The sequence below is a fragment of the Micromonospora sp. NPDC002389 genome (assembly GCF_040296095.1).
Classification (GTDB): domain Bacteria; phylum Actinomycetota; class Actinomycetes; order Mycobacteriales; family Micromonosporaceae; genus Micromonospora.
In genome coordinates, this window is record NZ_JBEOWP010000017.1 from 89,359 (window position 1) to 113,591 (window position 24,233).

General features: G+C 73.0%; 22 protein-coding genes. 12 read left to right on the plus strand and 10 right to left on the minus strand.

Annotated elements, in window-relative coordinates; translation table 11 throughout:
• The first annotated feature begins 121 nt into the window (after window positions 1-121).
• Window positions 122-1,744: a chaperonin GroEL gene (gene groL, locus ABT008_RS25995; RefSeq protein WP_350699293.1), complete on the plus strand. Its 1,623-nt coding sequence runs from the start codon at window positions 122-124 to the stop codon at window positions 1,742-1,744.
• A 52-nt stretch (window positions 1,745-1,796) separates the two neighbouring features.
• Here the strand turns inward: groL and ABT008_RS26000 are convergent, their stop codons facing one another.
• From ABT008_RS26000 to ABT008_RS26010, 3 genes are all read right to left on the minus strand, one after another.
• Complete coding sequence (locus ABT008_RS26000; RefSeq protein WP_350699295.1) at window positions 1,797-2,036, minus strand: hypothetical protein; 240 nt, start codon at window positions 2,034-2,036, stop codon at window positions 1,797-1,799.
• A gap of 69 nt (window positions 2,037-2,105) precedes the next feature.
• Window positions 2,106-3,047, minus strand: a complete 942-nt coding sequence (locus tag ABT008_RS26005; protein WP_350699297.1) for a GNAT family N-acetyltransferase — start codon at window positions 3,045-3,047, stop codon at window positions 2,106-2,108.
• Between the two features lie 51 nt (window positions 3,048-3,098).
• Window positions 3,099-5,711 carry a S8 family serine peptidase gene (locus ABT008_RS26010; RefSeq protein WP_350699299.1) on the minus strand — a complete coding sequence of 871 codons (2,613 nt, stop codon included), beginning with the start codon at window positions 5,709-5,711 and terminating at the stop codon, window positions 3,099-3,101.
• Window positions 5,712-5,761: 50 nt separating this feature from the next.
• Here ABT008_RS26010 and ABT008_RS26015 point away from each other — a divergent pair, with 50 nt between their 5' ends.
• Together ABT008_RS26015 and ABT008_RS26020 are read left to right on the plus strand one after the other, a co-directional pair.
• Window positions 5,762-7,621 carry a glycerol-3-phosphate dehydrogenase/oxidase gene (locus ABT008_RS26015; protein WP_350699301.1) on the plus strand — a complete coding sequence of 620 codons (1,860 nt, stop codon included), beginning with the start codon at window positions 5,762-5,764 and terminating at the stop codon, window positions 7,619-7,621.
• 110 nt (window positions 7,622-7,731) lie between these two features.
• The gene (locus ABT008_RS26020) at window positions 7,732-8,232 is read left to right on the plus strand and encodes a hypothetical protein (RefSeq protein ID WP_350699303.1); all 501 of its coding nucleotides are present in this window, start codon (window positions 7,732-7,734) and stop codon (window positions 8,230-8,232) included.
• Window positions 8,233-8,277: 45 nt separating this feature from the next.
• Here the strand turns inward: ABT008_RS26020 and ABT008_RS26025 are convergent, their stop codons facing one another.
• Complete coding sequence (locus ABT008_RS26025) at window positions 8,278-9,672, minus strand: FAD-binding oxidoreductase (RefSeq protein ID WP_350699305.1); 1,395 nt, start codon at window positions 9,670-9,672, stop codon at window positions 8,278-8,280.
• A 23-nt stretch (window positions 9,673-9,695) separates the two neighbouring features.
• Between ABT008_RS26025 and ABT008_RS26030 the strand changes: the two genes are divergently transcribed.
• A complete protein-coding gene (locus ABT008_RS26030; protein ID WP_350699307.1) occupies window positions 9,696-10,085 on the plus strand; it encodes a DUF4031 domain-containing protein in 390 nt (129 codons plus the stop codon).
• On the opposite strand, the gene ABT008_RS26035 is transcribed toward ABT008_RS26030, so the two are convergent.
• Window positions 9,975-10,646, minus strand: a complete 672-nt coding sequence (locus ABT008_RS26035; protein WP_350699308.1) for an HD domain-containing protein — start codon at window positions 10,644-10,646, stop codon at window positions 9,975-9,977. The two genes, ABT008_RS26030 and ABT008_RS26035, sit on opposite strands and share 111 nt — an antisense overlap.
• 163 nt (window positions 10,647-10,809) lie before the next feature.
• On the opposite strand from ABT008_RS26035, the gene ABT008_RS26040 reads away from it, so the two are divergent.
• Together ABT008_RS26040 and ABT008_RS26045 are read left to right on the plus strand one after the other, a co-directional pair.
• Entirely contained in the window at window positions 10,810-12,024 is a 1,215-nt protein-coding gene (locus tag ABT008_RS26040) for an FUSC family protein (protein WP_350699344.1), read from the plus strand.
• Between the two features lie 18 nt (window positions 12,025-12,042).
• Complete coding sequence (locus ABT008_RS26045; protein WP_350699310.1) at window positions 12,043-13,545, plus strand: PrsW family intramembrane metalloprotease; 1,503 nt, start codon at window positions 12,043-12,045, stop codon at window positions 13,543-13,545.
• A 16-nt stretch (window positions 13,546-13,561) separates the two neighbouring features.
• On the opposite strand, the gene ABT008_RS26050 is transcribed toward ABT008_RS26045, so the two are convergent.
• Window positions 13,562-13,729, minus strand: coding sequence for a hypothetical protein (locus tag ABT008_RS26050; protein ID WP_162854396.1), 168 nt, complete (start codon window positions 13,727-13,729; stop codon window positions 13,562-13,564).
• Between the two features lie 143 nt (window positions 13,730-13,872).
• Window positions 13,873-14,211: a GroES family chaperonin gene (locus ABT008_RS26055; RefSeq protein ID WP_131057469.1), complete on the minus strand. Its 339-nt coding sequence runs from the start codon at window positions 14,209-14,211 to the stop codon at window positions 13,873-13,875.
• A gap of 170 nt (window positions 14,212-14,381) precedes the next feature.
• Between ABT008_RS26055 and ABT008_RS26060 the strand changes: the two genes are divergently transcribed.
• Window positions 14,382-15,680, plus strand: coding sequence for an AI-2E family transporter (locus ABT008_RS26060; protein ID WP_350699311.1), 1,299 nt, complete (start codon window positions 14,382-14,384; stop codon window positions 15,678-15,680).
• Between the two features lie 50 nt (window positions 15,681-15,730).
• Here ABT008_RS26060 and ABT008_RS26065 read toward each other — a convergent pair whose 3' ends face one another.
• A complete protein-coding gene (locus ABT008_RS26065; protein ID WP_502890509.1) occupies window positions 15,731-17,965 on the minus strand; it encodes an ATP-dependent DNA helicase in 2,235 nt (744 codons plus the stop codon).
• A 67-nt stretch (window positions 17,966-18,032) separates the two neighbouring features.
• On the opposite strand from ABT008_RS26065, the gene ABT008_RS26070 reads away from it, so the two are divergent.
• From ABT008_RS26070 to ABT008_RS26085, 4 genes are all read left to right on the plus strand, one after another.
• A complete protein-coding gene (locus ABT008_RS26070; RefSeq protein WP_350699314.1) occupies window positions 18,033-18,539 on the plus strand; it encodes a DUF402 domain-containing protein in 507 nt (168 codons plus the stop codon).
• 58 nt (window positions 18,540-18,597) lie between these two features.
• Window positions 18,598-19,527, plus strand: a complete 930-nt coding sequence (locus ABT008_RS26075) for a PPK2 family polyphosphate kinase (RefSeq protein ID WP_350699316.1) — start codon at window positions 18,598-18,600, stop codon at window positions 19,525-19,527.
• 129 nt (window positions 19,528-19,656) lie between these two features.
• Window positions 19,657-20,283: a DUF47 domain-containing protein gene (locus ABT008_RS26080; protein ID WP_350699318.1), complete on the plus strand. Its 627-nt coding sequence runs from the start codon at window positions 19,657-19,659 to the stop codon at window positions 20,281-20,283.
• A 4-nt stretch (window positions 20,284-20,287) separates the two neighbouring features.
• Entirely contained in the window at window positions 20,288-21,292 is a 1,005-nt protein-coding gene (locus tag ABT008_RS26085; protein WP_350699320.1) for an inorganic phosphate transporter, read from the plus strand.
• 62 nt (window positions 21,293-21,354) lie between these two features.
• Here ABT008_RS26085 and ABT008_RS26090 read toward each other — a convergent pair whose 3' ends face one another.
• Window positions 21,355-22,323 (minus strand): Gfo/Idh/MocA family protein, encoded by a 969-nt coding sequence (locus tag ABT008_RS26090; RefSeq protein WP_350699322.1) that lies wholly within the window; start codon window positions 22,321-22,323, stop codon window positions 21,355-21,357.
• Between the two features lie 76 nt (window positions 22,324-22,399).
• Here ABT008_RS26090 and ABT008_RS26095 point away from each other — a divergent pair, with 76 nt between their 5' ends.
• Entirely contained in the window at window positions 22,400-23,245 is an 846-nt protein-coding gene (locus ABT008_RS26095) for an NUDIX hydrolase (protein WP_350699324.1), read from the plus strand.
• Between the two features lie 6 nt (window positions 23,246-23,251).
• On the opposite strand, the gene mshD is transcribed toward ABT008_RS26095, so the two are convergent.
• The gene (gene mshD / locus ABT008_RS26100; RefSeq protein WP_350699326.1) at window positions 23,252-24,193 is read right to left on the minus strand and encodes a mycothiol synthase; all 942 of its coding nucleotides are present in this window, start codon (window positions 24,191-24,193) and stop codon (window positions 23,252-23,254) included.
• Window positions 24,194-24,233: the final 40 nt, after the last annotated feature.

Here is a 24,233-nt window from a genome sequence, read left to right on the forward strand (position 1 = left end):
TCCGGCCCGGCCGAGGAGACGTCGCCGTCGCCAGGTGGCGACGTCCCAAGGTGCGTACACCAGACGGCCCGTCCGGGGCACACCCCGGCTGGTCCGTGAGTGTCCAGGAGGACAACGCCGTATGGCCAAGATGATCGCGTTCGACGAAGAGGCTCGCCGCGGCCTCGAGCGGGGCATGAACCAGCTCGCCGACGCCGTGAAGGTGACCCTCGGCCCCAAGGGCCGCAACGTCGTGCTCGAGAAGAAGTGGGGTGCCCCCACCATCACCAACGATGGTGTGAGCATCGCCAAGGAGATCGAGCTCGAGGACCCGTACGAGAAGATCGGCGCCGAGCTGGTCAAGGAGGTCGCCAAGAAGACCGACGACGTGGCCGGTGACGGCACGACGACGGCGACCGTCCTGGCCCAGGCTCTCGTTCGCGAGGGTCTGCGCAACGTGGCCGCCGGCGCCAACCCGATGGCCCTGAAGCGGGGCATCGAGACCGCCGTGGCCAGCGTCTCGGAGGAGCTGCTGAAGCTCGCCAAGGACGTCGAGACCAAGGAGCAGATCGCCTCCACCGCCTCCATCTCCGCCGGTGACAACACCGTCGGCGAGATCATCGCCGAGGCGATGGACAAGGTGGGCAAGGAAGGCGTCATCACCGTCGAGGAGAGCAACACCTTCGGGCTGGAGCTGGAGCTCACCGAGGGTATGCGCTTCGACAAGGGCTACATCTCGGCCTACTTCATGACCGACCCGGAGCGTATGGAGGCCGTCTTCGACGACCCGTACATCCTGATCGCCAACAGCAAGATTTCGTCGGTCAAGGACCTGCTCCCGATCCTGGAGAAGGTCATGCAGTCGGGCAAGCCGCTGCTGATCATCGCCGAGGACCTGGAGGGCGAGGCCCTGGCCACCCTGGTGGTCAACAAGGTCCGGGGCACCTTCAAGTCGGTCGCCGTCAAGGCGCCGGGCTTCGGTGACCGCCGCAAGGCCATGCTGACCGACATCGCCATCCTCACCGGTGGCCAGGTCATCAGCGAGGAGGTCGGCCTCAAGCTGGACGCCGCCGGTCTCGACATGCTGGGCCGCGCCCGCAAGGTCGTGGTGACCAAGGACGAGACCACCATCGTCGACGGTGCCGGTGACGCCGAGCAGATCCAGGGCCGGGTCAACCAGATCCGGGCCGAGATCGACAAGAGCGACTCCGACTACGACCGGGAGAAGCTGCAGGAGCGCCTGGCCAAGCTGGCCGGCGGTGTTGCGGTGATCAAGGTCGGCGCGGCCACCGAGGTCGAGCTCAAGGAGCGCAAGCACCGCATCGAGGACGCCGTCCGCAACGCCAAGGCCGCCGTCGAGGAGGGCATCGTCCCGGGTGGTGGTGTCGCGCTGGTGCAGGCCGGCAAGACCGCCTTCGACAAGCTGGACCTGGCCGGCGACGAAGCGACCGGCGCGCAGATCGTCAAGATCGCGCTGGACGCCCCGCTGCGGCAGATCGCCGTCAACGCCGGCCTGGAGGGTGGCGTCGTCGTCGAGCGCGTCCGCAACCTCGACGCCGGCCACGGCCTGAACGCCGCGTCCGGTGAGTACGTGGACCTGCTGGCCGCGGGCATCATCGACCCGGCCAAGGTGACTCGCTCGGCGCTGCAGAACGCCGCGTCGATCGCCGCGCTGTTCCTCACCACCGAGGCCGTCGTGGCGGACAAGCCGGAGAAGACCCCGGCCGCCCCGGCTGGTCCGGGTGGCGGGGACATGGACTTCTGAGTCCAGCTCCAACGCCGGAAAGGGCGGGCCGCGTCAGCGGTCCGCCCTTTTCCTATGTCGGTAGCGGCCGCTCGTCGCGCCGCTGCGGTCGGTCGTACGGTGGGCGGTGCGGTGCCGGTTCGTCGACCAGGATGAGCGGCTCCTCGGGTGCTTCGGCTGCCCCGCTCATCTCCGCCAACTGCTCGGCGTCGCCGTAGTCCAGCCGGTCGATCGGCAGTTGAGCCGGAAGCTCGGGAACCGCGACCAGGGGCACCGCCAGGGCGTCCCGGGTCTGCTCGTCATCCGTGGTCATGGCTGCCTCCTCTATGCAAAACCGTAGGGGGCGTCGATGACCGGGGTGGGTGAACGGTGCTATCGGCGCCTATGTGCCGGTTGACTCGTTCCGGGTGCCGAGCGCCCTGCGGTACAGGAAGAAGACCCGCTCGATCCGGGCACCCGCGCTGCCCGAGTAGAAGGGCACCGGCCCGACCCAGCCGATCTGCGCGAACTCGACGCCAGCCGCCCGCTGGTCCTGAAGGCAGCGACGGAGCAGGACACCGCCGATCCCCGACCCTTCGGCGGCGGGCGCGGTGCCCATCGGCCCGAACCAGCTCGGCCGGGACGACCCGTACGCGGCGAAGCCGAGCAGCTCACCGTCGCGCTCGGCCAGGTGGCAGCCGGCGTCGGGACGGCCCACCGAACCGGCCAGCTCGGCGTCCCAGGCCCCGCCGAAGGTCGTACGCGCGAACGCGGCGAGCGCCGGCAGGTCGCTCGACTCGGCCCGGCGTACGGTCACGCCCTGCCCGGCCAACCGGGCCTCGGTGGCTTCGGTGGAGCGCAGGGCCGGCGACGAGTCGTACGACAGGTCGGCGGTCATGTTCCAGGCGGTGCCGTCCTGGCGGTAGCCGAGCGCGAGCGCGAGACAGATCGCCGGGGTGTAGCGGACGTCGATGCCGGGCCAGCCGTAGTGCGGCGGGTTCCCGGCGAGCACCATCTCGACCGCACCCGACTCGGCCAGCACCCGCTCGGCGTGCCCGAGCAGGGCCCGAGCCACCCCCTGACGGCGTACCTCCGGGGCCACCGCCAGCAGGTCCACGTGCCCGGCCTCGCCGGAGCGCGACCCGATCAGGACGCCGACCAGGGCATCCTCCCGGTACGCGCCGAACACCCGCACCGGCCGGTCGGCGGCGGCCCGGTGCCAGAGCGTCGCCACGAGCGCTTCCGCCTCGGCCGCGTCCTCCGGCAGGTCGAGCGCCCGGCGACACAGGTCCACCACCTCGGCGGCCCGCTCGACGGTCAACTCGACGATGGTGGTCCCGTCCATGCCTGCCGACCCTAGATCACGACCAGTCCGGTGTCAGGCCGCGATCCGGCGTCATCCCCGGGCGGCCTCGACGGCGGCGTACGCGTCGACCAGCCCGGCGCCGGCCACGTTCGCCGTACCGCCGCAGTTGCGGGAGCCGCTCGGGGCGTCGATCGGGGTGGCCGTCTCGCGCAGGATCCGCCGGGTCCGGTCCAGGTCACCGACGAGCTCCGGGTTGGCCGACCACATCAACGCCACCACGCCCGCCACCTGGGGGGTCGCCATGGACGTACCGGCGAGCGTGGCGTAACCACCTCCGGGCATCGCGGAGAGGATGTCCGCGCCCGGCGCCACCAGGTCCGGCTTGTGCACGCCCGACGGGGTGGGACCTCGGGACGAGAAGTCGGTGACCCGCCGCCGCTCGTCCACCGCGCCGACCGTCAGCACGTCCGGGTACGGGGCCGGCGGGTCCTGGATGGACCGGCAGTACGGGCCGGTGTTGCCGGCGGCGGCCACCACGAGGATCCCGGCGGCCTCCAACGCGTCGACGGCCGGCAGCAATGTCCGGGGGTCACAGCCCTCGATCGACGGGCAGCCCCACGAGTTGGTCAGGATCTCCGGGGCCCGGGCCGGGCGCCCCTGCGCGAACGGGTCGCCGCCCGGCGGGAAGGGCGCCAGCATGAACTGGAGACAGTCCAGGTACGCGGCGGGGCTACCCAGGTTGCGGTCGAGGTTGACGCAGCCCACCCACTGCGCTCCCGGTGCCACGCCGATGCCGCCCCGCCCGACGGCGCTGCCCGCCGTGTGGGTGCCGTGCCCGCTGCGGTCGGTCGGCGTACGGGTGTCGTTCCACGGGTCGAACCACGAGTCGTCGCCGCCCCGGAAGCCCGGGGTCAGGGCCGGGTGCCCGGCGTCCACCCCGGAGTCCGAGCTGCCCACGGTCACCCCGGCGCCGGTCACCGCCAGCTCGGACCAGACCCGGTCCGCACCGATCATGGTGATGTTCCAGGGTGGTCCGGTCGGCGCGGGCGCGTCGCCACGCGTCGTGCCGTCCGGCACCGGTAGCGGGCGCAGCCGCTGGCTGACCAGGACCCGCGCCACCTCGGGCCGGGTCGACAACCAGGCCCGCGTGACCGGCCCGCCGTCCACCTCGATCGCGTTGACCAGGTAGTAGGCGGTGTGGTCGAGCCGTAGGCGGCGCAGGTCCCGGCGCAGGTCGGCCTGGGTCCGCTCGGCGGTGTCGACCAGCCGCCGGTAGACCTCCTCGGCGCGGGCGTCCCGGCCCGCCTTGCCCGCCCCGGCCGGCAGGCCGGTGAGGTCGGCCTGCTCGCGCAGCACCACGAACAACCGTTCCCCGTGCAGCCCCGGCTGGCCGGCGACGACGCCTCCGACGCCGACCGTCAGCAGCATCACCACGGCGGTCGTCCAGGCCGTGGCCCGGCGCGGCGGGCGTGCCGAGGGCCGGGCCAGCACCAGCGCGTACGCGGTCGACAGCAGCAGCGCGATGAGGAGCCCGGCGCCGGTGGTGACGGCCACCCAGAACGGGATGTCCCGGCTGCCCGACAACAGCAGGGTGACCTCCTCCGGGTCGGTGAAGGCCAGCGGGCCGAACACGCCCAGCCCGACCAGCCAGGCGGTGGGCAGGCGACCGTGCCGCCGATCGGTACGCCGGGCCAGGGCCCGCAGCGCGGCCAGCGCGAAGCCGGCCGGTGGCAGGGTCAACAGCAGCGGCAACTGGGCACCCGACTGGCCGGTACCGGCGCCGACCAGCAGCAGCACCACCCCGGCGACCAGCCCGCCGAGCAGCACCAGCCGGGCCGGTCGGGGCGGCTCGCCGACCTCGTGGTGGCCCCAGAAGCGGGCGTCCAGCAGTTCGCCGGCCAGCGCTCCCACGGCGGCGGCGGCCAGCCCGGCCAGCAGCGTCTCCAGCAGTCCGCCGAGCGCGCCGAACCGGACCCAGGGCATCAGCAGGACCAGCCCGCCCGCGATCCCGAGCAGGGTCACCACGGTCGGACGCGGAGCTGGCGGCGCGGCCCGATCGGGTCCGGCGGTGCCCGGCGGCTCTTCCACCGGTTCGGAACGATCGCTGACCGGAGCAGGGACCGGCTGCTCTCCGGGCGACTCCGGCCCCGCCCCGGGCGTACCCGGCGGCGTCGTGGGCGGACCCGGCGGCGTCGTGGGCGGACCCGCCGGTGTGGTGGGCCAGCCGGGCGGTGTCGTGGGCCAGCCGGGCGGCGGGAGCGGCCCGGGGCGGGCGCGGCGGGGAGCGGGGGCCAGGCGGGGGGAGAGCCGGTGCGCGAGCAACGCCAGCAGCGCGGCGGTCACGGCCAGTGCGGCGAGGTACGCCTCGTGGTGCACCGGGGGGATCGTCCGCAGCAGCCCGAGCACGCCCATCGCGAGCGTCGCCGCCAGCCAGACCCGGCCGGCGGCGCGGATCGTGGTCGAGCGGGGGACCAGGGCCAGCGGCAGCGTGGCGGCACCGATCAGGAGCACGGCGAACAGGCCGGCCAGCGGCCAGAGCGGCACGAACCGGTCCAGCCCGCTGAGCAGCAGCACCTGGTCGACCAGCCAACCACCGGCCTGTGTCAGCAGGGCGATGGTGACCGTCACGCCACCGACCAGCACCGCTGCGACAGCGGCCCAGGGACTGCCGGCGTCACCGGACGTCAAGTGATCGTCACGCATCCGCACACCTTACGGTCCGGCTTCCACCGGCCGTCCCGGGCGGCCGTCGAATGCCACCAGGTGATCGCTGCGGCTACCGTGGACGGGTGCGCGATCCCCACGTCTTGCGATCCGTTGCCGGCCAGCTCTCGCCCGCCCGCCGGGCCGACGACCTGCGTCGGCTACGGGCCGAGCGCTTCGACGTACTGGTCATCGGCGGTGGCGTGACCGGAGCCGGCGCGGCCGTCGACGCGGCCTCCCGTGGGCTGAAGGTGGCCCTGGTCGAGGCCCGCGACTTCGCGGCCGGCACGTCCAGCCGATCCAGCAAGCTGATCCACGGCGGCCTGCGCTACCTGGAGCAGTTGGAGTTCAACCTGGTGCACGAGGCGCTCACCGAGCGGGGCCTGTTGGCCACCCGGTTGGCGCCGCACCTGGTGCGTCCGGTGCCGATCCTGGTGCCGCTCCCCGCCGGGCAGGGCGTACGCGATCTTCCGGCCCGGGTGCTGCGCCGGGCGTACTACGGCGCCGGAGTGGCCGCGTACGACGTCTTCGCGGGTCTCTTCGGCGGCGGCCGGGGCATGCCGCTGCACCGGCACCTGAGCCGCGAGGGTGCCCGCCGGGTCTTCCCGAGCCTGCGCACCGAGGGACTGGCCGGCGCGATCCGCTACTACGACGGCCAGGTGGACGACGCCCGCCTGGTGGTGACGCTGGCCCGCACCGCAGCGAGCCTGGGCGCGACGGTGGTGAGCAGCGCCCGGGCGGTCGGGCTGATCCGGCAGGCCCGCGAGGTGACCGGGGTACGGGTCCGCGACCTGGAGGCACCCGCCGGGTCCCCGGAGGGCGAGTTCGAGGTACGCGCCCGCACCGTGATCGCCGCCACCGGCGTGTGGACCGACGACATGTCGCGGATGCTCGACGACGTCGGGTTGCGGCGCGGTATCCGGGTCCGGGCGTCCAAGGGGGTGCACCTGGTGGTGCCCCGCTCGGCGATCACCGGCGAGACCGGGCTGATCCTGCGTACCGCCCGCAGTGTGCTGTTCGTGATCCCCTGGGGCGGGCACTGGATCATCGGCACCACGGACACCGACTGGCGGCTCGACCGCTCGCATCCGGCGGCCTCCGCCAGCGACATCGACTACCTGCTGCGGCAGGTGAACACGGTGCTGGACCGGCCGCTCACCACGGCCGACATCGAGGGCGTGTACGCCGGGCTGCGCCCGTTGCTGGCCGGCGAGGCGGACTCCACCTCGAAGCTGTCCCGGGAGCACGCCGTCATCGAGCCGATGCTCGGGTTGTTGCTGGTGGCCGGCGGCAAGTACACGACGTACCGGGTGATGGCGTCGGACGTCGTCGACCGGGCCGCGCACCGACTCGGTACGCAACGCCCGTCACGGACCGCCGACCTGCCGTTGCTCGGTGCGGACGGGTACGCGTCGATGTGGCGGGACCGGGCCGACCTGGCCCGTCGGCACGGGGTGCCGGTCGGGGTGGTCGAGCACCTGTTGGAGCGCTACGGCAGCCTGACCCTGGACCTGCTCGCCCTGATCGACGCCGACCCGTTGCAGGCGTCCCCGCTGGCCGGCGCGCCGGAGTACCTCGCGGCGGAGGTGACCTACGCGGCCCGTGCCGAGGGTGCGCTGCACCTGGAGGACGTGCTCACCCGGCGTACCCGGATCTCCTTCGAGACCGCGCACCGGGGGCTGGAGTCGGCCGAGCACGCGGCCGAGCTGATGGGCGCGGTGTTGGGCTGGGACGGGGCCCGGCGGGAGCGCGAGGTGACGCACTACCGGGCGCGGGTGGAGGCGGAGCGGCAGTCCCAGTTGATGCCGGACGACGCGACCGCCGACGCCGCCCGGCTGGGCGCGCCGGACGTGCGCGGCTACCCTGCGGACCGTGGCGCCGACGACGGCGCGGCCGGGCTGCCGCGCTGACCGTGTCCATTCTGGAGATCAGGCGCGGTGGATGTCCGTCCGGACGGTTCCGTGCCCTACCTACGGTAAGGTAAGTTCCGCGCGTGATAGCGCAACCCTGGTCACGGCTGGTGTCCCTGCCCGTCACCGCCCTGGTGGTGGTCGCCCTCAGCGGATGCGCCCCGTTCGGCCAGCGCGCCGAACCGGAGACGTCGGCGAGCGGGTCGACCGCCGACCAGCCGGGTGCCGGCGGCGCCGCGACCAGCGGCCAGGGGCGGGTTAGCCTGTTGCAGAACCTCGGCAGCGACGGTCCACTGCGCACCCTGAACGTGGCCCCCGATGGCCGGTGGGAGTGCATCGACTGTGCCGGCGACGGCGTCACCTCGACCGGCACGCTCAGCGAGGAGCACCGCGAGCGGTTGCAGCAGTTGCTCGCCGATCCGGGGCTGGCGAAGGAGACCGACGAGGCCCGGGGCTACCGGGTCACCTGTGTCGGCGCGTTGACCTCCAGCCTGCTCACCTCGGCGGGTCTGATCACCTCGCAGGACTGCCCCGGTGAGGAGCGCCCCGCGGTGGCCGAGGAGATCCTGCTGCTGCTCACCCAGAACACCCCGGCCGAGATGGTCGGCTGAGGCCGCCCGCTCGGAGCACCTCGCCGGGATCGAGAATCCCGCCGCTCAGAGCACCTTGCCGGGATTGAGCAGCCCGGACGGGTCGAGTGCGTCCTTGATCGCCTGATGCACCCGGACGCCCACCGGCCCGATCTCGCGGGCCAGCCACTCCCGCTTGAGCAGCCCGACGCCGTGCTCGCCGGTGCAGGTGCCGCCGAGTGCCAGGCCGAGGCGCATGATCTCGTCGAAGGCCCGCCGGCCCCGTTCCAGACTGGCCGGATCGGCCCGGTCGACCACGATGTTGGGGTGCATGTTGCCGTCACCGGCGTGACCGACCACACCGATCGGCACCCGGCACTCGGCGGCGATGCGGGCGACCCCGTCGAGCAGCGCGGCCAGCGCCGCCCGGGGCACCGCCACGTCGTCGATGACCAGGCCGCCGTTGCCGCCCGGGTACGTGTCCGAGGCGTACTTCTCCATCGCCGGGTGGGCCAGGCGTCGGGCCTGTAGCAGGGCGGCGGCCTCCACCGCGTCGGTGGCCGTGTACACCTCGGCGGCACCGGCGTCCGTGCAGACGGCGGCCAACTCGGCCAGGTCCTCGGCGGCGCGGGGACCGGTGTCGACGGCGGCCAGCAGCAGCGCTTCGGCGTCGGTGCGCAGCCCCATCGGCCGGTACGCCTCGATCGCCACCAGGTGCGTGCGGTCGAGCAGTTCGAGCAGGCTGGGGGAGAGCCCCCGGGCGGCGATCCGGGCCACCGCGTCACCGGCCTCGGCGGTGGAGCCGAAGACCGCCACCAGGGTCAACGACTCCGCCGGGGCGGGCCGCAACGCCACGGTCACCTCGGTGATCACCCCGAGGGTGCCCTCGGAGCCGACGAAGAGCCGGGTGAGGTCGTACCCGGCCACCCCCTTGGCGGTACGCCGGCCGGTGCGCAGCACCTCGCCGGAGGCGAGCACCAGCTCCAGGCCGAGCACGTACTCGGTGGTGACGCCGTACTTGACGCAGCACATGCCGCCCGCGTTGGTGGCGACGTTGCCGCCGATGGTGGAGGACTCCCAGGAGCCCGGGTCCGGCGGGTACCACAGGCCCTGCTCGGCCACGGCCGCGCTGAGCGCCGCGTTGACCACGCCGGGCTGGACCACCGCGATCCGGCTCACCGGGTCGATCTCCAGGATCGCGTCCATCGCCACGGTGCTCAGCACCACCGCACCCGCGACGGCGTTCGCCGCACCGGCCAGGCCGGTCCGCGCGCCCTGCGGCACCACCGGTACGCCGTGCCGCCCGGCCGCCCGGACCACGGCGGCCACCTCCTCGGTGCGGCGCGGCCGGACGACCGCCAGCGGCGTACCGGACTCGCACAGGTCGGCCTCGTCCCGCTCGTGCCCGCGCAGCAGGTCGGGGTCGGTGAGGACCGCGTCCGGGCCGAGCGCGGCGCGGAGGTCGTCGAGGAGGCTGGCCATGGGGCCGAGGCTACGACCGGCCGATGGTGATCATCAACTTCGGGTCGCCGCCGGGTACCGTGGCTGCCGTGATCTACGTGGACCGGCCGGCCTGGCCGGCGCGGGGTCGTCTCTGGTCCCACCTGATCAGTGACGTCTCCGTCGCCGAGTTGCACGCCTTCGCCGAGGCGCTCGGCGCTCCCCGGCGCGGCTTCGACCGGGACCACTACGACATCCCGGCGGAGCGTTTCGCGATGGCGGTCTGGCTCGGCGCGCAGGTGGTGCCGAGCCGTGAACTGGTCCGGCTCCTGCGGGCCACCGGCCTACGTCGCCCCAAACACCTCGCCGCCCGCGTCCCGGCCGGTCAGGGCGGTCAGTTCGCGGGTCAGGTTGGCCCGGGCCCGCGCCTGTCCGGCGTGCGCCAGCGGGGCTGACCGGAACAGCGCGGGCAGGCCGAGCAGGCCGGCGAGCACCCGGGCCCGACCGGCCCGGTAGTCCGGCTCCGGCACGTGGGCGTACTCCCGGCGGATCGCGGCCGCGTACCTGTCGTACTCCGGCTCCGGTGCGGCCAGCACCGCCAGGTCGGCGTCGGAGAGCAGCACACCGTCGGCGTCCGCCGGGTCCACCGCGTGCCCGGCGGTGAGCAGGACCAACCGGCCGACCTCGGCCACCTCGGCGGCGGGCAGCCCGACCCGGGTGAGCAGGACCTCGGCGAGCGCCGCGCTGTCGCGTTCGTTGCGGTCGCCGGGTGCCCGGGGGTCGTACACGGCGTCGTGACACCAGGCGGCGAGCCGGACCAGGTCGGGTCGGGACGCGGCCGGTGCGTACCGGTCGACGACGTCCAGCACCGCGGTCAGGTGGTCGACGGTGTGGTAGTGGCGGTGCGGCTCCCGCCACCGGGCGAGCAGCTCGGCGCCGGCGTCGTCCACCGCCGTCGGCGTGGTCGCGCCCGCCGATCCGGCGGCGGCACGCCAGCGTTCGATCAGTCCCGTCACCCGGACGAGTCTGCACCACCGGGCGCCTTCTCGGGTCCCGGCGGGTCCGTCACCCGATGGGTGGGTGCACCCACCCAACGAGGATTGTCCCTTCGTGCCGTGGGTAGTCGCGGCCATGGCGGTGGCCCGGGACCGACGATTGCGCCTGCTGCGCGGCAACCGCATGCGCGACGGCCTGTCGGACGTGGACACGCAGCGGATCGCGGACACGGTCGCGCAACTGCACCACCGGGGCAAGGCCACCCTCAAGGACCGCCTGCACCGGGTGCGGATGTCGCTCGCCCTGGCCCTCCAGGCGGGTCTCGCGGCCGGGCTGGCCTGGGTGGCCGCGCACGAACTGCTGGGCAACCCGCAGCCGGTCTTCGCGCCGATCTCGGCGGTCGGCACCCTCGCCGTCTCGGTTGGCCAGCGGTTCCGCCGCACCGCCGAGCTGATCATCGGCGTGGGTGTCGGGGTGTTCGTCGGCGACCTGCTGGTCTATGTCCTGGGCACCGGTCCCTGGCAGCTCGGACTGATCGTCACCTCGGCGATCCTGCTCACCATCTTCGCCGGTGGCAGCGTCGCCATCGTCATCCAGGCGGCGGCCACCGCGGTGCTGATCGCGACGCTCAGCCCGTCGGTCGAGGACCTGGAGATCCCCCGGTTCATCGACGCGCTCGTCGGCGGCAGCATCGCGTTGCTGGTCACCGCCGTCCTGCTGCCACTCAACCCGCTACGGGTGCTCAACCGCGCCGCCCGGCCGGCCCTGGACCTGCTCGCCGAGCAGCTCGACCACGCCGCCGACGGACTGCGCGACCGGGACCGCGACCGGATCCAGCAGGCGCTGGACCGGTTGCGGGACAACAAGGAGGAGCTGTCCGCCCTCACCGAGGCGATCGAGGGCGCGAAGGAGACCGCCCTGCTCTCCCCGGCGCGCTGGCACCGGCGCAGCGAACTGACCCACTACGCCGAGGCGGCCGAGCCGATCGACCGGGCGATGCGCAACAGCGGCACGCTGATCCGGCGGGCCGTCACCCTGATCGAGGACGACGAACCGGTCCCGGGGCCGATGCCGGACGCGGTCGCGCACCTCGCCGAGTCGGTTCGCCTGCTCAAGAAGGAGTTCGCCCAGGGCGAGGAGCCCGAGCAGGCCCGGGAGCGGTCGCTGCGCGCGGTCAGCGAGGCCGGTAGGGCGTACGCCGAAGGGGTCGGATTCTCCGGCAGCGTGGTGGTCGCCCAGGTGCGTACCACCGCCAGCGACCTGATGGTGGCCTCGGGGATCAGCCAGGAGGAGGCGAACCGGCTGGTCCGGCAGTCCTTCGGTGAGCTGGACCGGCCCGGTGCGCCGGCCGGCCCGGAACCGGCCGCCAAGGCGCCCACCGCACCCCCGGTCGGCTGAGCCGGGGGCGTGGTGCCGATGCGCCGGGCCGGGTGGGCTCGGCATGACTACGCTGACCGCATGGCCGACACCCCGTCCGGCGGATACCTGCCGCCGTCGCCTCCCGTGCCCGGCGCGCCACCCGGTGGCCCCGGCGCGCCCGGCATGCCACGACGCCGGTTCCGCTGGCGGCGGGCACTGGTGCTGGCCGGGGTGATCCTGCTGATCGCCGTCGGCGCGATCTTCATCATCTTCACCATCGGTGCCAGCATCGGTACGGAGGCGTTGCTGGTCGGCACGGCCGCCGCGATCCTGCCGGTGCCGGTGCTGGTGGCCTGCTTCCTCTGGCTCGACCGGTACGAACCGGAGCCGTTGAAGTATCTGATCTTCTGCTTCGCCTGGGGTGCCTTCGTCTCCACTTCGATCTCGCTACTGGTCAACGAGACGGCCGCCAACTGGTTCGACGACCAGGGACTGCCCGCCGGGCTGACCGCGGTGCTGGTCGCGCCGTTCATCGAGGAGCTGACCAAGACCCTCGGCCCGATCCTGCTGCTGATCTTCCGGCGGCGGGAGTGGTCGGGCATCACCGACGGACTGGTCTACTGCGGACTCTCCGCGATCGGCTTCGCGATGGTGGAGAACATCCTCTACCTCGGTGGCCTCGGCTACGCCTCGGGCGTCGAGCAGTACGGCCCGGCGACCGGCGCACAGCAGGTCATCGCCATCTTCATCGGCCGGATCCTGCTGTTCGGTTTCGCCCACCCGCTGTTCACCTCGTTGGCCGGCATCGGCCTCGGTATCGCCGCCCGGTCGGCCGACCGGCGGGTCCGCTTCTTCGCCCCGGTCGCCGGCCTGCTGCTGGCGATGATGCTGCACGGAGCCTGGAACCTGCTGCCCACGCTGGCCGAGGCCACCGGCGAGGTGCTGATCTCGGTGGTCGGCATCGTCGGTGTGATGGTGCCGATCTTCTTCGGCATGGTCGGTTTCGCGGTCTGGCTGCGGGCCTGGGAGGGCCGGCTCACCGAGCGGGTCCTGCCCGACTACGTCCGCGCCGGGTGGCTGACCCCGCCGGAGGTGGCGGCGCTGAGCAGCCTCGGGCGGCGGCACGCGGCCCGGGTGTGGGCACAGCGCGTGGGTGGCGAGGCCGGGCTGCGGGCGATGCGCGGCTACCAGTTCGCGGCGACCCGGCTGGCGCTGCTGCGCGACGGCGCGACGCGGGGCCTGGACCGCCGGCCCGCCGACCGGGAACGGACGGCACGGGAGGAACGGGAGCTGTTGGACTCGATCAGCCTGTACCGGTCGTACTTCGTGGGCCGGGACCCGCAGACCCCGGTGGGTGTCTGGGACGGGCAGCGATACCACCTGCGCTTCCCGGACGGCTCACGGCGAGCGGTCGAAGCACCGGAGGAGCCGGTGGTGCCCATCCCGGTGGTGCTCGCGCCACCGCAGCCCCCGCCGCCGCCCGCCTATCCCGCCGGGTACGGCCCGTACGGCTGGCACGGGCAGCACCCGCCCGCGCACTGGCCGCCGGGCCACCGCTGAGCGGGCGGGCGCCTGTTCAGGCCATCAGGCTGGTCAGGAAGTCCCCGAGCCCCTGCGCCATCATCATCAGGGCCGCCCCGATCGACCGGAACATCTGGGCGGCGCCCTCCGGCCGGAAGGCCATGAAATAGATCAGGAACGCGAGGCTGCCCCAGGCCAGCACCTTCTTCACGAATACCGGCATCGTCCCTCCCCAGGGCCGGTGGTGCGGCTGGCTTCCCGCCGGGGAGCGTGGCAAACGACGCGGACGGAGTCAGTGCCGTCCGGGGACGGTCGGGCAGCCCACGAGGGGCGCTGTCGTCGCCGGGTGTCTCGGTGCCACCGGGGTCACAGATAGAGCCCGGTGGCGTCCTCCTCGACCCGCTCGGCGGCCACCGCGTGCACGTCACGCTCGCGCAGCAGCACGTAGCCGCGCCCGTGCAGCTCCACCTCCGAGCGGTCGTCCGGGTCGAAGAGCACCCGGTCGCCGGAGACGATCGAGCGTACGTGCGGCCCGACTCCGACGGCGGTGGCCCAGGCCAGACGCTTGCCCACGGCTGCGGTGGCGGGGATGACGATGCCGGCGGTGGAACGGCGCTCGCCCTCGCTCCCCTCCACCCGCACCAGCACGCGGTCGTGCAGCAGCCGGATGGGCAGGCCGGAGTCGAGATTCGGGTCGGCTGTCACGCCGCAGACGCTACCGTGTCGCCTCCGACGCACCACCGGTGGTCACCCGGGTTGGGCAGCCGTCCGTGGGGGCAATGTGTGGCGGAAGTTTGCCCTACCGTGGAGCGGTCGGACGTATCCTGTCCGCCCCTGGCGCCCATGCGCGGGCCGAAATCTGCCTGGAGGTGCCCGTGAGCCGGTTCGAGCGGATCCGCAGCCGCGTGCGTCGCGTGTACGAGTCGGGTCGGGATTCGGTGCGTACCGCCCGGAACCGGCCGCCGGACGTGCCGGAGCCGGCCGCCACGGCCTCACCGTCGCGGCCCGGTCCGGCCGCGACGTCGGCCGCCATCGTGGTCGACGAGGAGTCACCGGAGCCCGGGCCGGCCTCCACTTCCAGCCGCGACGACGCGGACGTGCCGCACGCGTTACGCATCGCCGCCGGCTGGTCCTGGCGGCTGATCGTGGTCGGCGTCGTGTTCTGGGCGCTGGTGAAGGTCGTCAGCACGATCAGCATCGTGATCATTCCGCTCGCCGTCGCTCTGTTGCTGTCGGCGTTGCTGGCCCCTGCCGTCGGGTGGCTGCTGCGGGCCCGGTTCCCGAGGTCGCTGGCGACGGCGGTGGTGCTGGTCGCCGGCCTGGCCGCGGTGATCGGCACGTTGACCCTGGTGGTCAACGAGTTCATCAAGGGCGTACCGGAACTGGCCGCGAAGTCGACCCAGGGCCTGCAACAGATCCAGGACTGGCTCAAGACCGGGCCGCTGCACCTGTCCGACAACGACCTCGACCGGTACATCGAGGAGATCCAGCAGTTCGTCAACAACAACACCGAGCGGTTCACCACCGGCGCCCTCTCCACCGCCGCGACCCTGGCCGAGGTGCTGACCGGTACGGTCCTGGTGCTCTTCGCGGCGTTCTTCTTCCTCCGCGACGGCACCGTCATCTGGCGGTTCCTGGTCCGGCTGTTGCCGGTGGCGGCGCGTTGGAAGGTCGACGACGCCGGCCGGGCCTCCTGGGCGACCCTGGGCGCCTACGTCCGGGCCACCGTGCTGGTCGCCTTCATCGACGCCGTCGGCATCGGGATCTTCCTCGTCATCTTCGACATCCCGTTCGCGTTCCCGCTGGCCGCGCTGGTCTTCCTCGGCGCGTTCATCCCGATCGTCGGTGCCACGCTCTCCGGTGGCGTGGCGGTGCTGGTCGCGCTGGTCGACAGCGGTCCGGTGACCGCGTTGATCATTCTCGGCGTGGTGATCGGCGTGCAGCAGGTGGAGGGGCACATCCTCCAGCCGCTGATCATGGGCCGGGCGGTGGCCATCCACCCGCTAGCGGTGATCATCGGGTTGGCCGCCGGCGTCGTGCTCGCCGGGATCACCGGCGCCCTCGTCGCCGTGCCGCTGATCGCGGTGCTCAACACGGCGGTACGCCGCCTCGCCGCGCGCAGCGTGCCGGACACCCCGCCGGACGCGGTGGTCGTCGCCTCCCGCGCCCCCTGACCCACGGTGGTCCGACCCTGCTCGGCTTGCCCGGCGCGGCCGAGCCGACGTCAGTCGGCGGCGAGCCGGGTCAGCGCGCCCTGGACCACCTCACGCCGGGTCGTGTACCAGAACGGCGGCAGTGAACGGCGCAGGAACGGCCCGTACCCACGGGCGGTCTCCAGCCGGGAGTCGAGCACCGCCACCACGCCCCGGTCACCGGTGGCCCGGATCAGTCGCCCGACCCCCTGGGCCAGGCGGACCGCCGCGATCGGGACGCTGACGGCGGCGAAACCGGAACCGCCCTGGGCGTCCACCGCCGCCGCCCGCGCCGCGGCCAGCGGCTCGTCCGGCCGGGGGAAGGGCAGCCGGTCGATCACCACCAACTGGCACGCGTCACCGGGTACGTCCACCCCCTGCCACAGCGACATCACCCCGAACAGGCAGCTCGACCGCTCCTCCCGGAACCTGCGCACCAGCAGTGGCAGCGCCTCCTCGCCCTGGAGCAGCACGGGCAGGTCGGTGCGCGCCCGCAGCAACTCCGCCGCCTGCTGCGCGGCCCGCCGGGAGGAGAACAGCCCGAGCGTACGGCCGCCCAGCGCGGTGACCAGGGAGAGCAACTCCTCCCCGGCGGCGTCCGGAAGCCCGGAGACACCGGGCCGGGGCAGGTGCGCGGCCACGTAGAGGATGCCCTGGCGCGGGTAGTCGAAGGGGGAGCCGACGTCCAGCGACCGCCAGCCGGGGCCGGAGTCGGTCGCCGCCTCGGCCCGGGACCCGGCGGGATCGCCGCCCGACCCGGTGTCGACCGGCGTTGCGCCGCCCGACGCCGTGCGGGGGCGGCGGGTGGTGTCGGCGAGCGCGGCGGCGGCCGGCGTCGGCGGGGCGGGCGGCGGCGCGTCCAGCCCCAGGGCCCGGGCCACGGTGTCGAAGCGCCCGCCCAGGGCCAGGGTCGCCGACGTGGCCACCACGGTCCGCTCGTCGTACAGGTGCGTGGCGAGCGTGCCAGCGACCGAGAGGGGCGCGACGACCAGGGCCCGCCGACCGGTGTTGTCGTTGCGCTCCACCCACGCCACGTCGTGCTCCGCCTCGTCCAGCAGCCGCTGGGCGGTGGTGGAGAGTTCGTCCAGCACGGACTTGGCCTGCTGCTTGCGTACCGGGTCGGGGTCGTCGGCCTTGATGTCACCGATGCTGTCCAGCGCCGCGCGGGTCGCCGCGTCGAGCAGCGTGCAGGCTTCCCGCAGCGGGTCGGGCAGGCCACCGGTGATCCGCCCGACCGGCGCCTCGGCCAGCCCGACCGCGAGGGCGTCACCGGACGCGGTCAACGCCTCGGCGGTCTCCGGCCGCAGCAACGGGCGGGCCCGCCGGGCGGAACGGTCGATCAGCTCCGGAGTCAGCTCGGCCTGGGCCGCCGAGGAGACCCGGTCGGCCAGCTCGTGCGCCTCGTCCACGACGAGCAGCTTGTGCGGCGGGACGATGTGCCGTCCGGCGAGCATGTCCACGGCGAGCAGGCTGTGGTTGGTCACCACGATGTCGGCCTCCCGGGCGCGGGCCCGGGACGCCTCCGCGAAGCACTCCGCTCCGTACGGGCAGCGGCTCGCGCCGACGCACTCCCGGGCCGGCATGGAGACCAGCCGCCAGGCCTGGTCGTCGACGCCCGGGTCGAGTTCGTCCCGGTCACCGGTGTCGGTCTCCATGGCCCAGTCCCGCAGACGCTGGATCTGCTTGCCGAGCCGACCTGCCTCGCCCAGCCATTTGGTGCCGCCGCCGGGACGCTCGGTCGGTGCGTCGAAGAGGGTGTCCTCCGGCTCGTCCTCGTTGGAGTTCTCCAGCCGGGCCAGGCAGAGGTAGTGGTGACGGCCCTTGAGCACGGCGAAGCTCGGCCGTCGGCCGAGCACCGGCTCGACCGCGTCGGCCAGTCGCGGCAGGTCGTGCTCGACCAGTTGGGACTGCAACGCCAGGGTGGCGGTGGAGACCACCACCGGACCGTCGACGGTCAGCGCCGGCGCCAGGTAGGCCAGGGACTTGCCGGTCCCGGTGCCGGCCTGCACCAGCAGGTGGTCGCCGGAGGAGACGCACTCCTCGATGGCCGTGGCCATCTCCTGCTGACCGGGGCGGGCGGCGCCGCCGGGCACCGCGCCGACCGCGGCGGCGAGCAGGTCGGCCCCGCCGGGCCGGTCACCTCGACGGCGGGCCTTGGCGCGGGCGGAGCCGGTGGCGGTGCGGGGCGGAGTCACCGTGGCACGGTACCCGCCGGGGCCGACGCGGACCGTACCGAGCGGCCGTGTTGCGGTGTCACGGTGCGGCAGATATCTCCCCGTCGTCCGGTAACTTCCTGACGGCGTCGGGTGGGCGGAATCGGTTAGGGTGCGACTCATGCCGAGCGACGTGGTCCGCGTGATCTACCGCAAGTACGACGGCAGCGCCCACCGCGACTACCCGGCCCGCCGGCTGACCGAGGACGACCTCGGCGTCTGGCTCGGCGTGTCGGCCGGCACCAGCTCCGTCTACCACGGCCGCCCGTCGGTCGAGCAGATCCCGTTCGTGTTGCTCGTGCCGCATCACGCCTGGTGGACCGGCATGTTCAACCCGCCCCCGCGCACCAGCGAGGTCTACTGCGACATCACCAGCCCGGCCCGCTGGGAGGGCGAGGACACGGTGCACCTGATCGACCTGGACCTGGACGTGGTCCGGCGTCGGGAGACCGGCCTGGTCGAGCTGCGCGACGAGGACGAGTTCGCCGAGCACCGGGCCCGCTTCGGCTACCCCGACGACCTGGTGGTGGAGGCCGAGGCGGCGGCACGGTGGCTGCTCGGTGCCCTGGGTGACGGCACCGAGCCGTTTGCCTCCGCGTACCGCAAATGGTTGGCCTTGGTGGTCTGAGCCCGGCCCGCGTCGGCGTCGCCGCGCGCCACCACCGCCGTCGCGCGATGATGCTGCGATGGGCTACGAGGGAACTGACGTGGTGGCGCCGGTCGGCGGCGCGGTACGCGACCTGCTCCGGGTGCCGCCCGGAGCGCCGGTCGACCTCGGGGCGATCGATCCGCGTGCGACGCCCGGGCTGCCCGGCCCGGAGGTGACCGGGCCGGACCGCAAGGGCTGGGCCCGCCGGCAGGTCAGGTGGGTCGGCGACGGGTTGGCCCGCCAGCAGGAGATGCTGTTCGCCGGTGCGAAGGCCGACCCGGGGTCGGGACGGCGGGTGCTGCTGGTCCTCCAGGCGATGGACTGCGGTGGCAAGGACGGCACGGTCAAGCGGGTGGTCGGCGCGATGAACCCGCTCGGCGTGCACATCCGGGCGTTCGGGCCGCCGACCGCCGAGGAGCTACGGCACCATTTCCTGTGGCGAATCCGACAGGCGCTGCCGCCCGCAGGTCATCTGGGGGTGTTCAACCGCTCGCACTACGAGGACATCCTGGTGCCCCGGGTGCAGGAGCGCGCGCCGGAGGAGGTCTGGCGGCCCCGGTACGCCGAGATCGACGACTTCGAGCGGGAGTTGACCGACGGCGGGACGGCGATCGTCAAGGTCTTCCTGCACATCTCGCACACCGAGCAGGCGCGCCGGCTGCTGGCCCGGCTGGACGACCCGACGAAGCACTGGAAGTACCACCCCTCCGACGTCGACGCCCGCGCCCGCTGGGACGACTACCAGGCCGCGTACGCGGAGCTGCTCGGTCGGTGCGGCAGTGGCGCCGCGCCCTGGTACGCGGTGCCGGCGGACCGGAAGTGGTTTCGGGACTGGGCGGTGGCGCACCTGCTGCGTGAGACGTTCGACACCCTCTCGCTCGGGTATCCGCCCGCGGATTTCGACATCGCGGGTGAACGGGAGCGGTTGTTGAGGACAGCGGGTCTGCTGAAGGTGAACGGAAGTTGAACGAGCGGTGAATGGCACCTGGCCAGGGGTGGGCCGACGAAAGACCGCTCGGGGGGTTCCCTAGCATTCCCTCAGCAGGGCGCCGGACGGCGGCTGCACCCCTACCACCGACACGACGAGGTCCGTGCTGTGAGGTTTTCATTCCGCCCCAATGAGGGCGCCTTCTACGAGCTCTTCACCAGGGCTGCGCAGAACCTGGTCCGGGGTACCGCGCTGCTGAACGAGCTGGCCCTGCCCGATGTCGAGGTGCAGTCGGTCAGCGAACGGCTCACCGAGGTCGAGCACGACAGTGACCAGATCACCCACGAGTTGTTCAAGAAGATCAACTCGACCTTCGTCACTCCGTTCGACCGGGAGGACATCTACCGGTTGGGGTCGCTGCTGGACGACGTGATGGACCACCTGGAGGCGGTCGGCAACCTGCTCTACCTGTACGGGCTGACCAAGCTGCCCTCGCTGCCCCGGGAGATGCACGAGCTGGTGCACGTCCTCGACCAGCAGGCCAAGTTGACCGCCGAGGCGATGCCCCGGCTGAAGTCGATGAAGGACCTGGAGGACTACTGGATCGAGATCAACCGGCTGGAGAACGACGGCGACCAGGCGTACCGGATGCTGCTGGTGCGGCTCTTCTCCGGCGAGTACGACGCCTTGACCGTGCTGAAGATGAAGGAGGTCGCCGACGAGCTGGAGGCCGCCTGCGACGCCTTCGAGCACGTGGCGAACACCGTCGAGACCATCGCGGTCAAGGAGTCCTGATCCTGTGAGTCCCGAGCTCATCGCGGTGCTGGCGGTGATCGGGGTGGCCCTGGTGTTCGACTACACCAACGGCTTCCACGATGCCGCGAACGCGATCGCGACCAGCATCTCCACCCGGGCGCTCACACCCCGGGTCGCGCTCGCCATGGCGGCGGTCGGCAACTTCATCGGCGCCCACTTCGGCGCCGAGGTCGCCAAGACCGTCGGCAGCGGGCTGGTGGACCTACCCACCGGTGTGTCCAGCCTCGGTATCGTTTTCGCCGGTGTGATCGGCGCGATCACCTGGAACATCATCACCTGGTATTTCGGGCTGCCCTCGTCCTCCTCGCACGCCCTGATCGGTGGCCTGGTCGGCTCGACCGTCGCGGCCTCCGGCACCGTGCTCTGGTCGGGCATCGGCGAGAACGTGATCATCCCGATGATCCTGTCGCCGATGGTCGGCTTCATCCTCGGCTACATCGCGATGGTCGCCGTGCAGTGGATCTTCCGGAAGGGTCACCCGGGCAAGCTGAACCGGGGCTTCCGCTGGGCGCAGACCGCCTCGGCGGCGGCCATGTCGGTCGGCCACGGCATGCAGGACGCCGCCAAGACCATCGGCATCGTGGTGCTCGCCCTCTTCGTCGGTGGCTACCAGGACGACGCCACCTACATTCCGGAGTGGGCGTTCTGGACCTCGGCCGCCGTGCTGGCCGCCGGCACGTACGCCGGTGGTTGGCGGATCATCCGTACCCTCGGGCGGAAGATCATCGACCTGCGTCCGCCGGAGGGCTTCGCGGCCGAGACCGTGGCCAGCGGCGTGCTCTACTTCAACGCGCTGGTGCTCGGCGCGCCCATCTCGACCACCCACACGATCACCTCGGCGATCATGGGCGTCGGGGCGACCAAGCGGCTCTCCGCCGTGCGGTGGGGCGTGGCCGGCAACATCGTCGGCGCCTGGATCCTGACGTTCCCGGCAGCCGGGTCGATCGGCGCAATCATGTACTTCGTCGTGCGCCCCCTGTTCAGCTGAGATGAAAGGAAGGGTCCCCTGCTAACGCCTCGCGTATAGCAGGGGACCCTTCCTCACATCGCTCAGAGGTAGGAGACGCCGATCTGCGCGCGGACGTCGTCCAGCAGGGTCATGATCTCCAGGGTCGCCGAGTGCGGCACCAGCGGGCTCTCGGTCAGCCCCTCGGCCAGGCAGCGCTGCACCTCGATCGCCTCGTACTGGTAGCCGTTGCCGACCAGCTCAGCGCCGATCGTCTCGGCCGGCGCGTCCGCCCGGTGCAGGGTGAAGCCGTCCGGCCGGAAGAACGGATCGGGCAGCTCGATCCGCCCGGTGGTGCCGATGATCGAGGCGGTGAGCCCGGTCGCCCCGACCATGCCACAGCTCAGCGTGGCGACGGCGCCGGAGTCGTACCCGAGGACGATGCCGGTGTTCTCGTCCGTGCCCTCCGGGCCCAGCTTCGCCCACGACCGGACGTGCTGCGGCACGCCGAGGATCAGGTGGGCCAGGCTCACCGGGTAGACGCCCAGGTCCAGCAGCGCACCCCCGCCCAGCGCCCGCGCCCGCATCCGGTGCTCGGGCGGGAACGGCCCGGCCACGCCGAAGTCGGCCCGTACGCCGGTGACCGTGCCGATCGCCCCCTCGGCGATCAGCTCGCAGGCGCGCAGGATGAGCGGGTTGCACCGCATCCACATGGCCTCCATCAGGAAGACGCCGCCCGCGCGCGCGGTCTGGACCAGCTCGGTGCTGGTGGCCAGGTCGAGCGTGAACGGCTTCTCCACCAGCGCCGGCTTGCCGGCGGCCAGGCAGGTGCGGGCCGCCTCGTAGTGCGCGGCGTGCGGGGTGGCGACGTAGATCACGTCCACCTCGGGGTCTGCGGCCAGATCGTCCCAGGTGCCGTGCGCTCGGGTCGCGCCGTGTCGTTCGGCGAAGCGCTCGGCGCTCTCGGCGGTCCGTGAGCCGACCGCGACGAGTTCCGCGCCCGGCACCAGGCGGAGGTCTTCGGCGAAGCGAGCGGCGATGTGGCCGGTGGCCAGGATGCCCCAACGAGTCATGGCGTGACGCTACCGAAGATCACCTCCGGGCGGCACCGCTGATCCACCGCTCGGGACATCGCTCTAAGCTCGGCGTATGACCCTGGATCGTGGTTATCCCGCGCCGCCCGCGCTGGTGGAGCACGCCCGCCGGTTCCAGGCGTCGGGCGGGGTTCCCGCGGTGCCCCGGACGGCCGCCACCGTGCTGCTGCTGCGCCCGGCCGACGAGGGCTTCGAGGTCTATCTGATCCGCCGGGTCGCGGCGATGGCCTTCGGCGGCATGTACGCCTTTCCCGGCGGCGGCGTCGACCCCTCGGACTCGACCGCACACCTCGACTGGGCGGGGCCCGAGCCGGCCGACTGGGGCGTACGGCTCGGTGTGCCGCCGCAGGCCGCGCAGGCGGTGGTCTGCGCGGCGGCCCGGGAGGTGTTCGAGGAGGCCGGGGTGCTGCTCGCCGGCCCGGACGCGGGACGGGTGGTCGGCGACGTCAGCGACGACGGCTGGGAGGCCGCCCGGGTCGACCTGGAGCAGCGGCGTACCGGCTTCGCCGAGTTGCTGGCCGCGCGGGACCTGACGCTCCGCTCCGATCTGCTGCTGCCCTGGAGCCGCTGGGTGACCCCGGACTTCGAGCCGCGCCGCTTCGACACGTACTTCTTCGTCGCGCTGCTGCCCGAGGGACAGCGGACCCGGGAGGTCTCCGGCGAGGCCGACCACGCCCTCTGGATCCGTCCGGCGGACGCCTGCCGACGGGCTGCGGCCGGTGAGTTGACGATGCTGCCGCCGACCCAGGTCACGCTCGCCGAGGTGGCCGCCTGCGACGACCTGGCAGCGGTGGCGCGAGCGGCGGCGGCCCGGGACGCGGCCACCCCGATCACGCCGGTGCTGGACCTCTCCGACGAGGTCGATCCCCGCTTCTATCTGGGTGACCCGCCGACGCGCTGACCCGCCTCAGCCCAGGTGGTAGTTGACGTGGGCGGACCAGCGGGCGAACCCGGTCCGTTCGTAGAGCGCCACCGCGCCGGTGTTGGACTCGTCCACATAGAGCATCACCCGGTCCAGCCCGCGCTGCTCCCGCAGGTACGCCAGCCCCGCCGTGGTCAGCGCCCGACCGAGTCCGCCGCCGTGCGCGGACGGCTCCACCCCGAGTACGTACACCTCGCCGATGCGCGCCGAGCCTTCCCGCTCGTGCACCTTCGTCCAGTGGAAGCCGAGCAGCCGACCGGTCGCCGATTCGACGGCGAGCAGGAAACCGGCCGGGTCGAACCACGGCTCGTCGAGGCGTACCCGTAGGTCGTCGGCGCTCCACCGGCCCTGCTCGGGATGGTCGGCGAAGGCCCGCGCGTTCAGGGTCAGCCAGGCGTCGTCGTCCTGGCCGGGGCGGAACGCCCGCAGTTCCACCCCGTCGGGCAGGCGTGGCGGGTCCAGCGCGGTCAGCGGCCGACGCAGTTGCCAGAGCACCCGGGCGCGGCGGAAGCCGAGGTCCACCGCGAGCGCGGCGGCCGACGGGTGATCGCCGTGAGCCCAGGCGCGCAGCGGCCCGGTGGCGGCGGCGACCACCGCCCGGGCCAGCGCCCGACCGATGCCGCGTCGCCGGTACGCCGGGTGCACCACGAGTTCCGCCCCGATCCCGCTGCCCGGGTCGCCGGTGTCCAGGTGGGCGTACCCGGTGAGGGTGCCGTCGTCGCGGGTCAGCAGGTGGATCGCGGGTGCCCGCTCGTCACGCAGCCGGAGCAGGACGTGTTCGTCCAGCGGGTCCGCGCCGTCGGAGTCGCCCGCAGCCCGGGCCAGCGCCAGCACCTCGGCGATCTCCGTCGGCCCGAGCCGCTCGGTGCGGTGGACCTGGTCGCCGGTCGGGTGGACCTGGTCGCCGGTCGATCGAGTGCCGCTCATCCCGTCACCGTATCCGGGTCACCGGCGACATCGCGGCGGT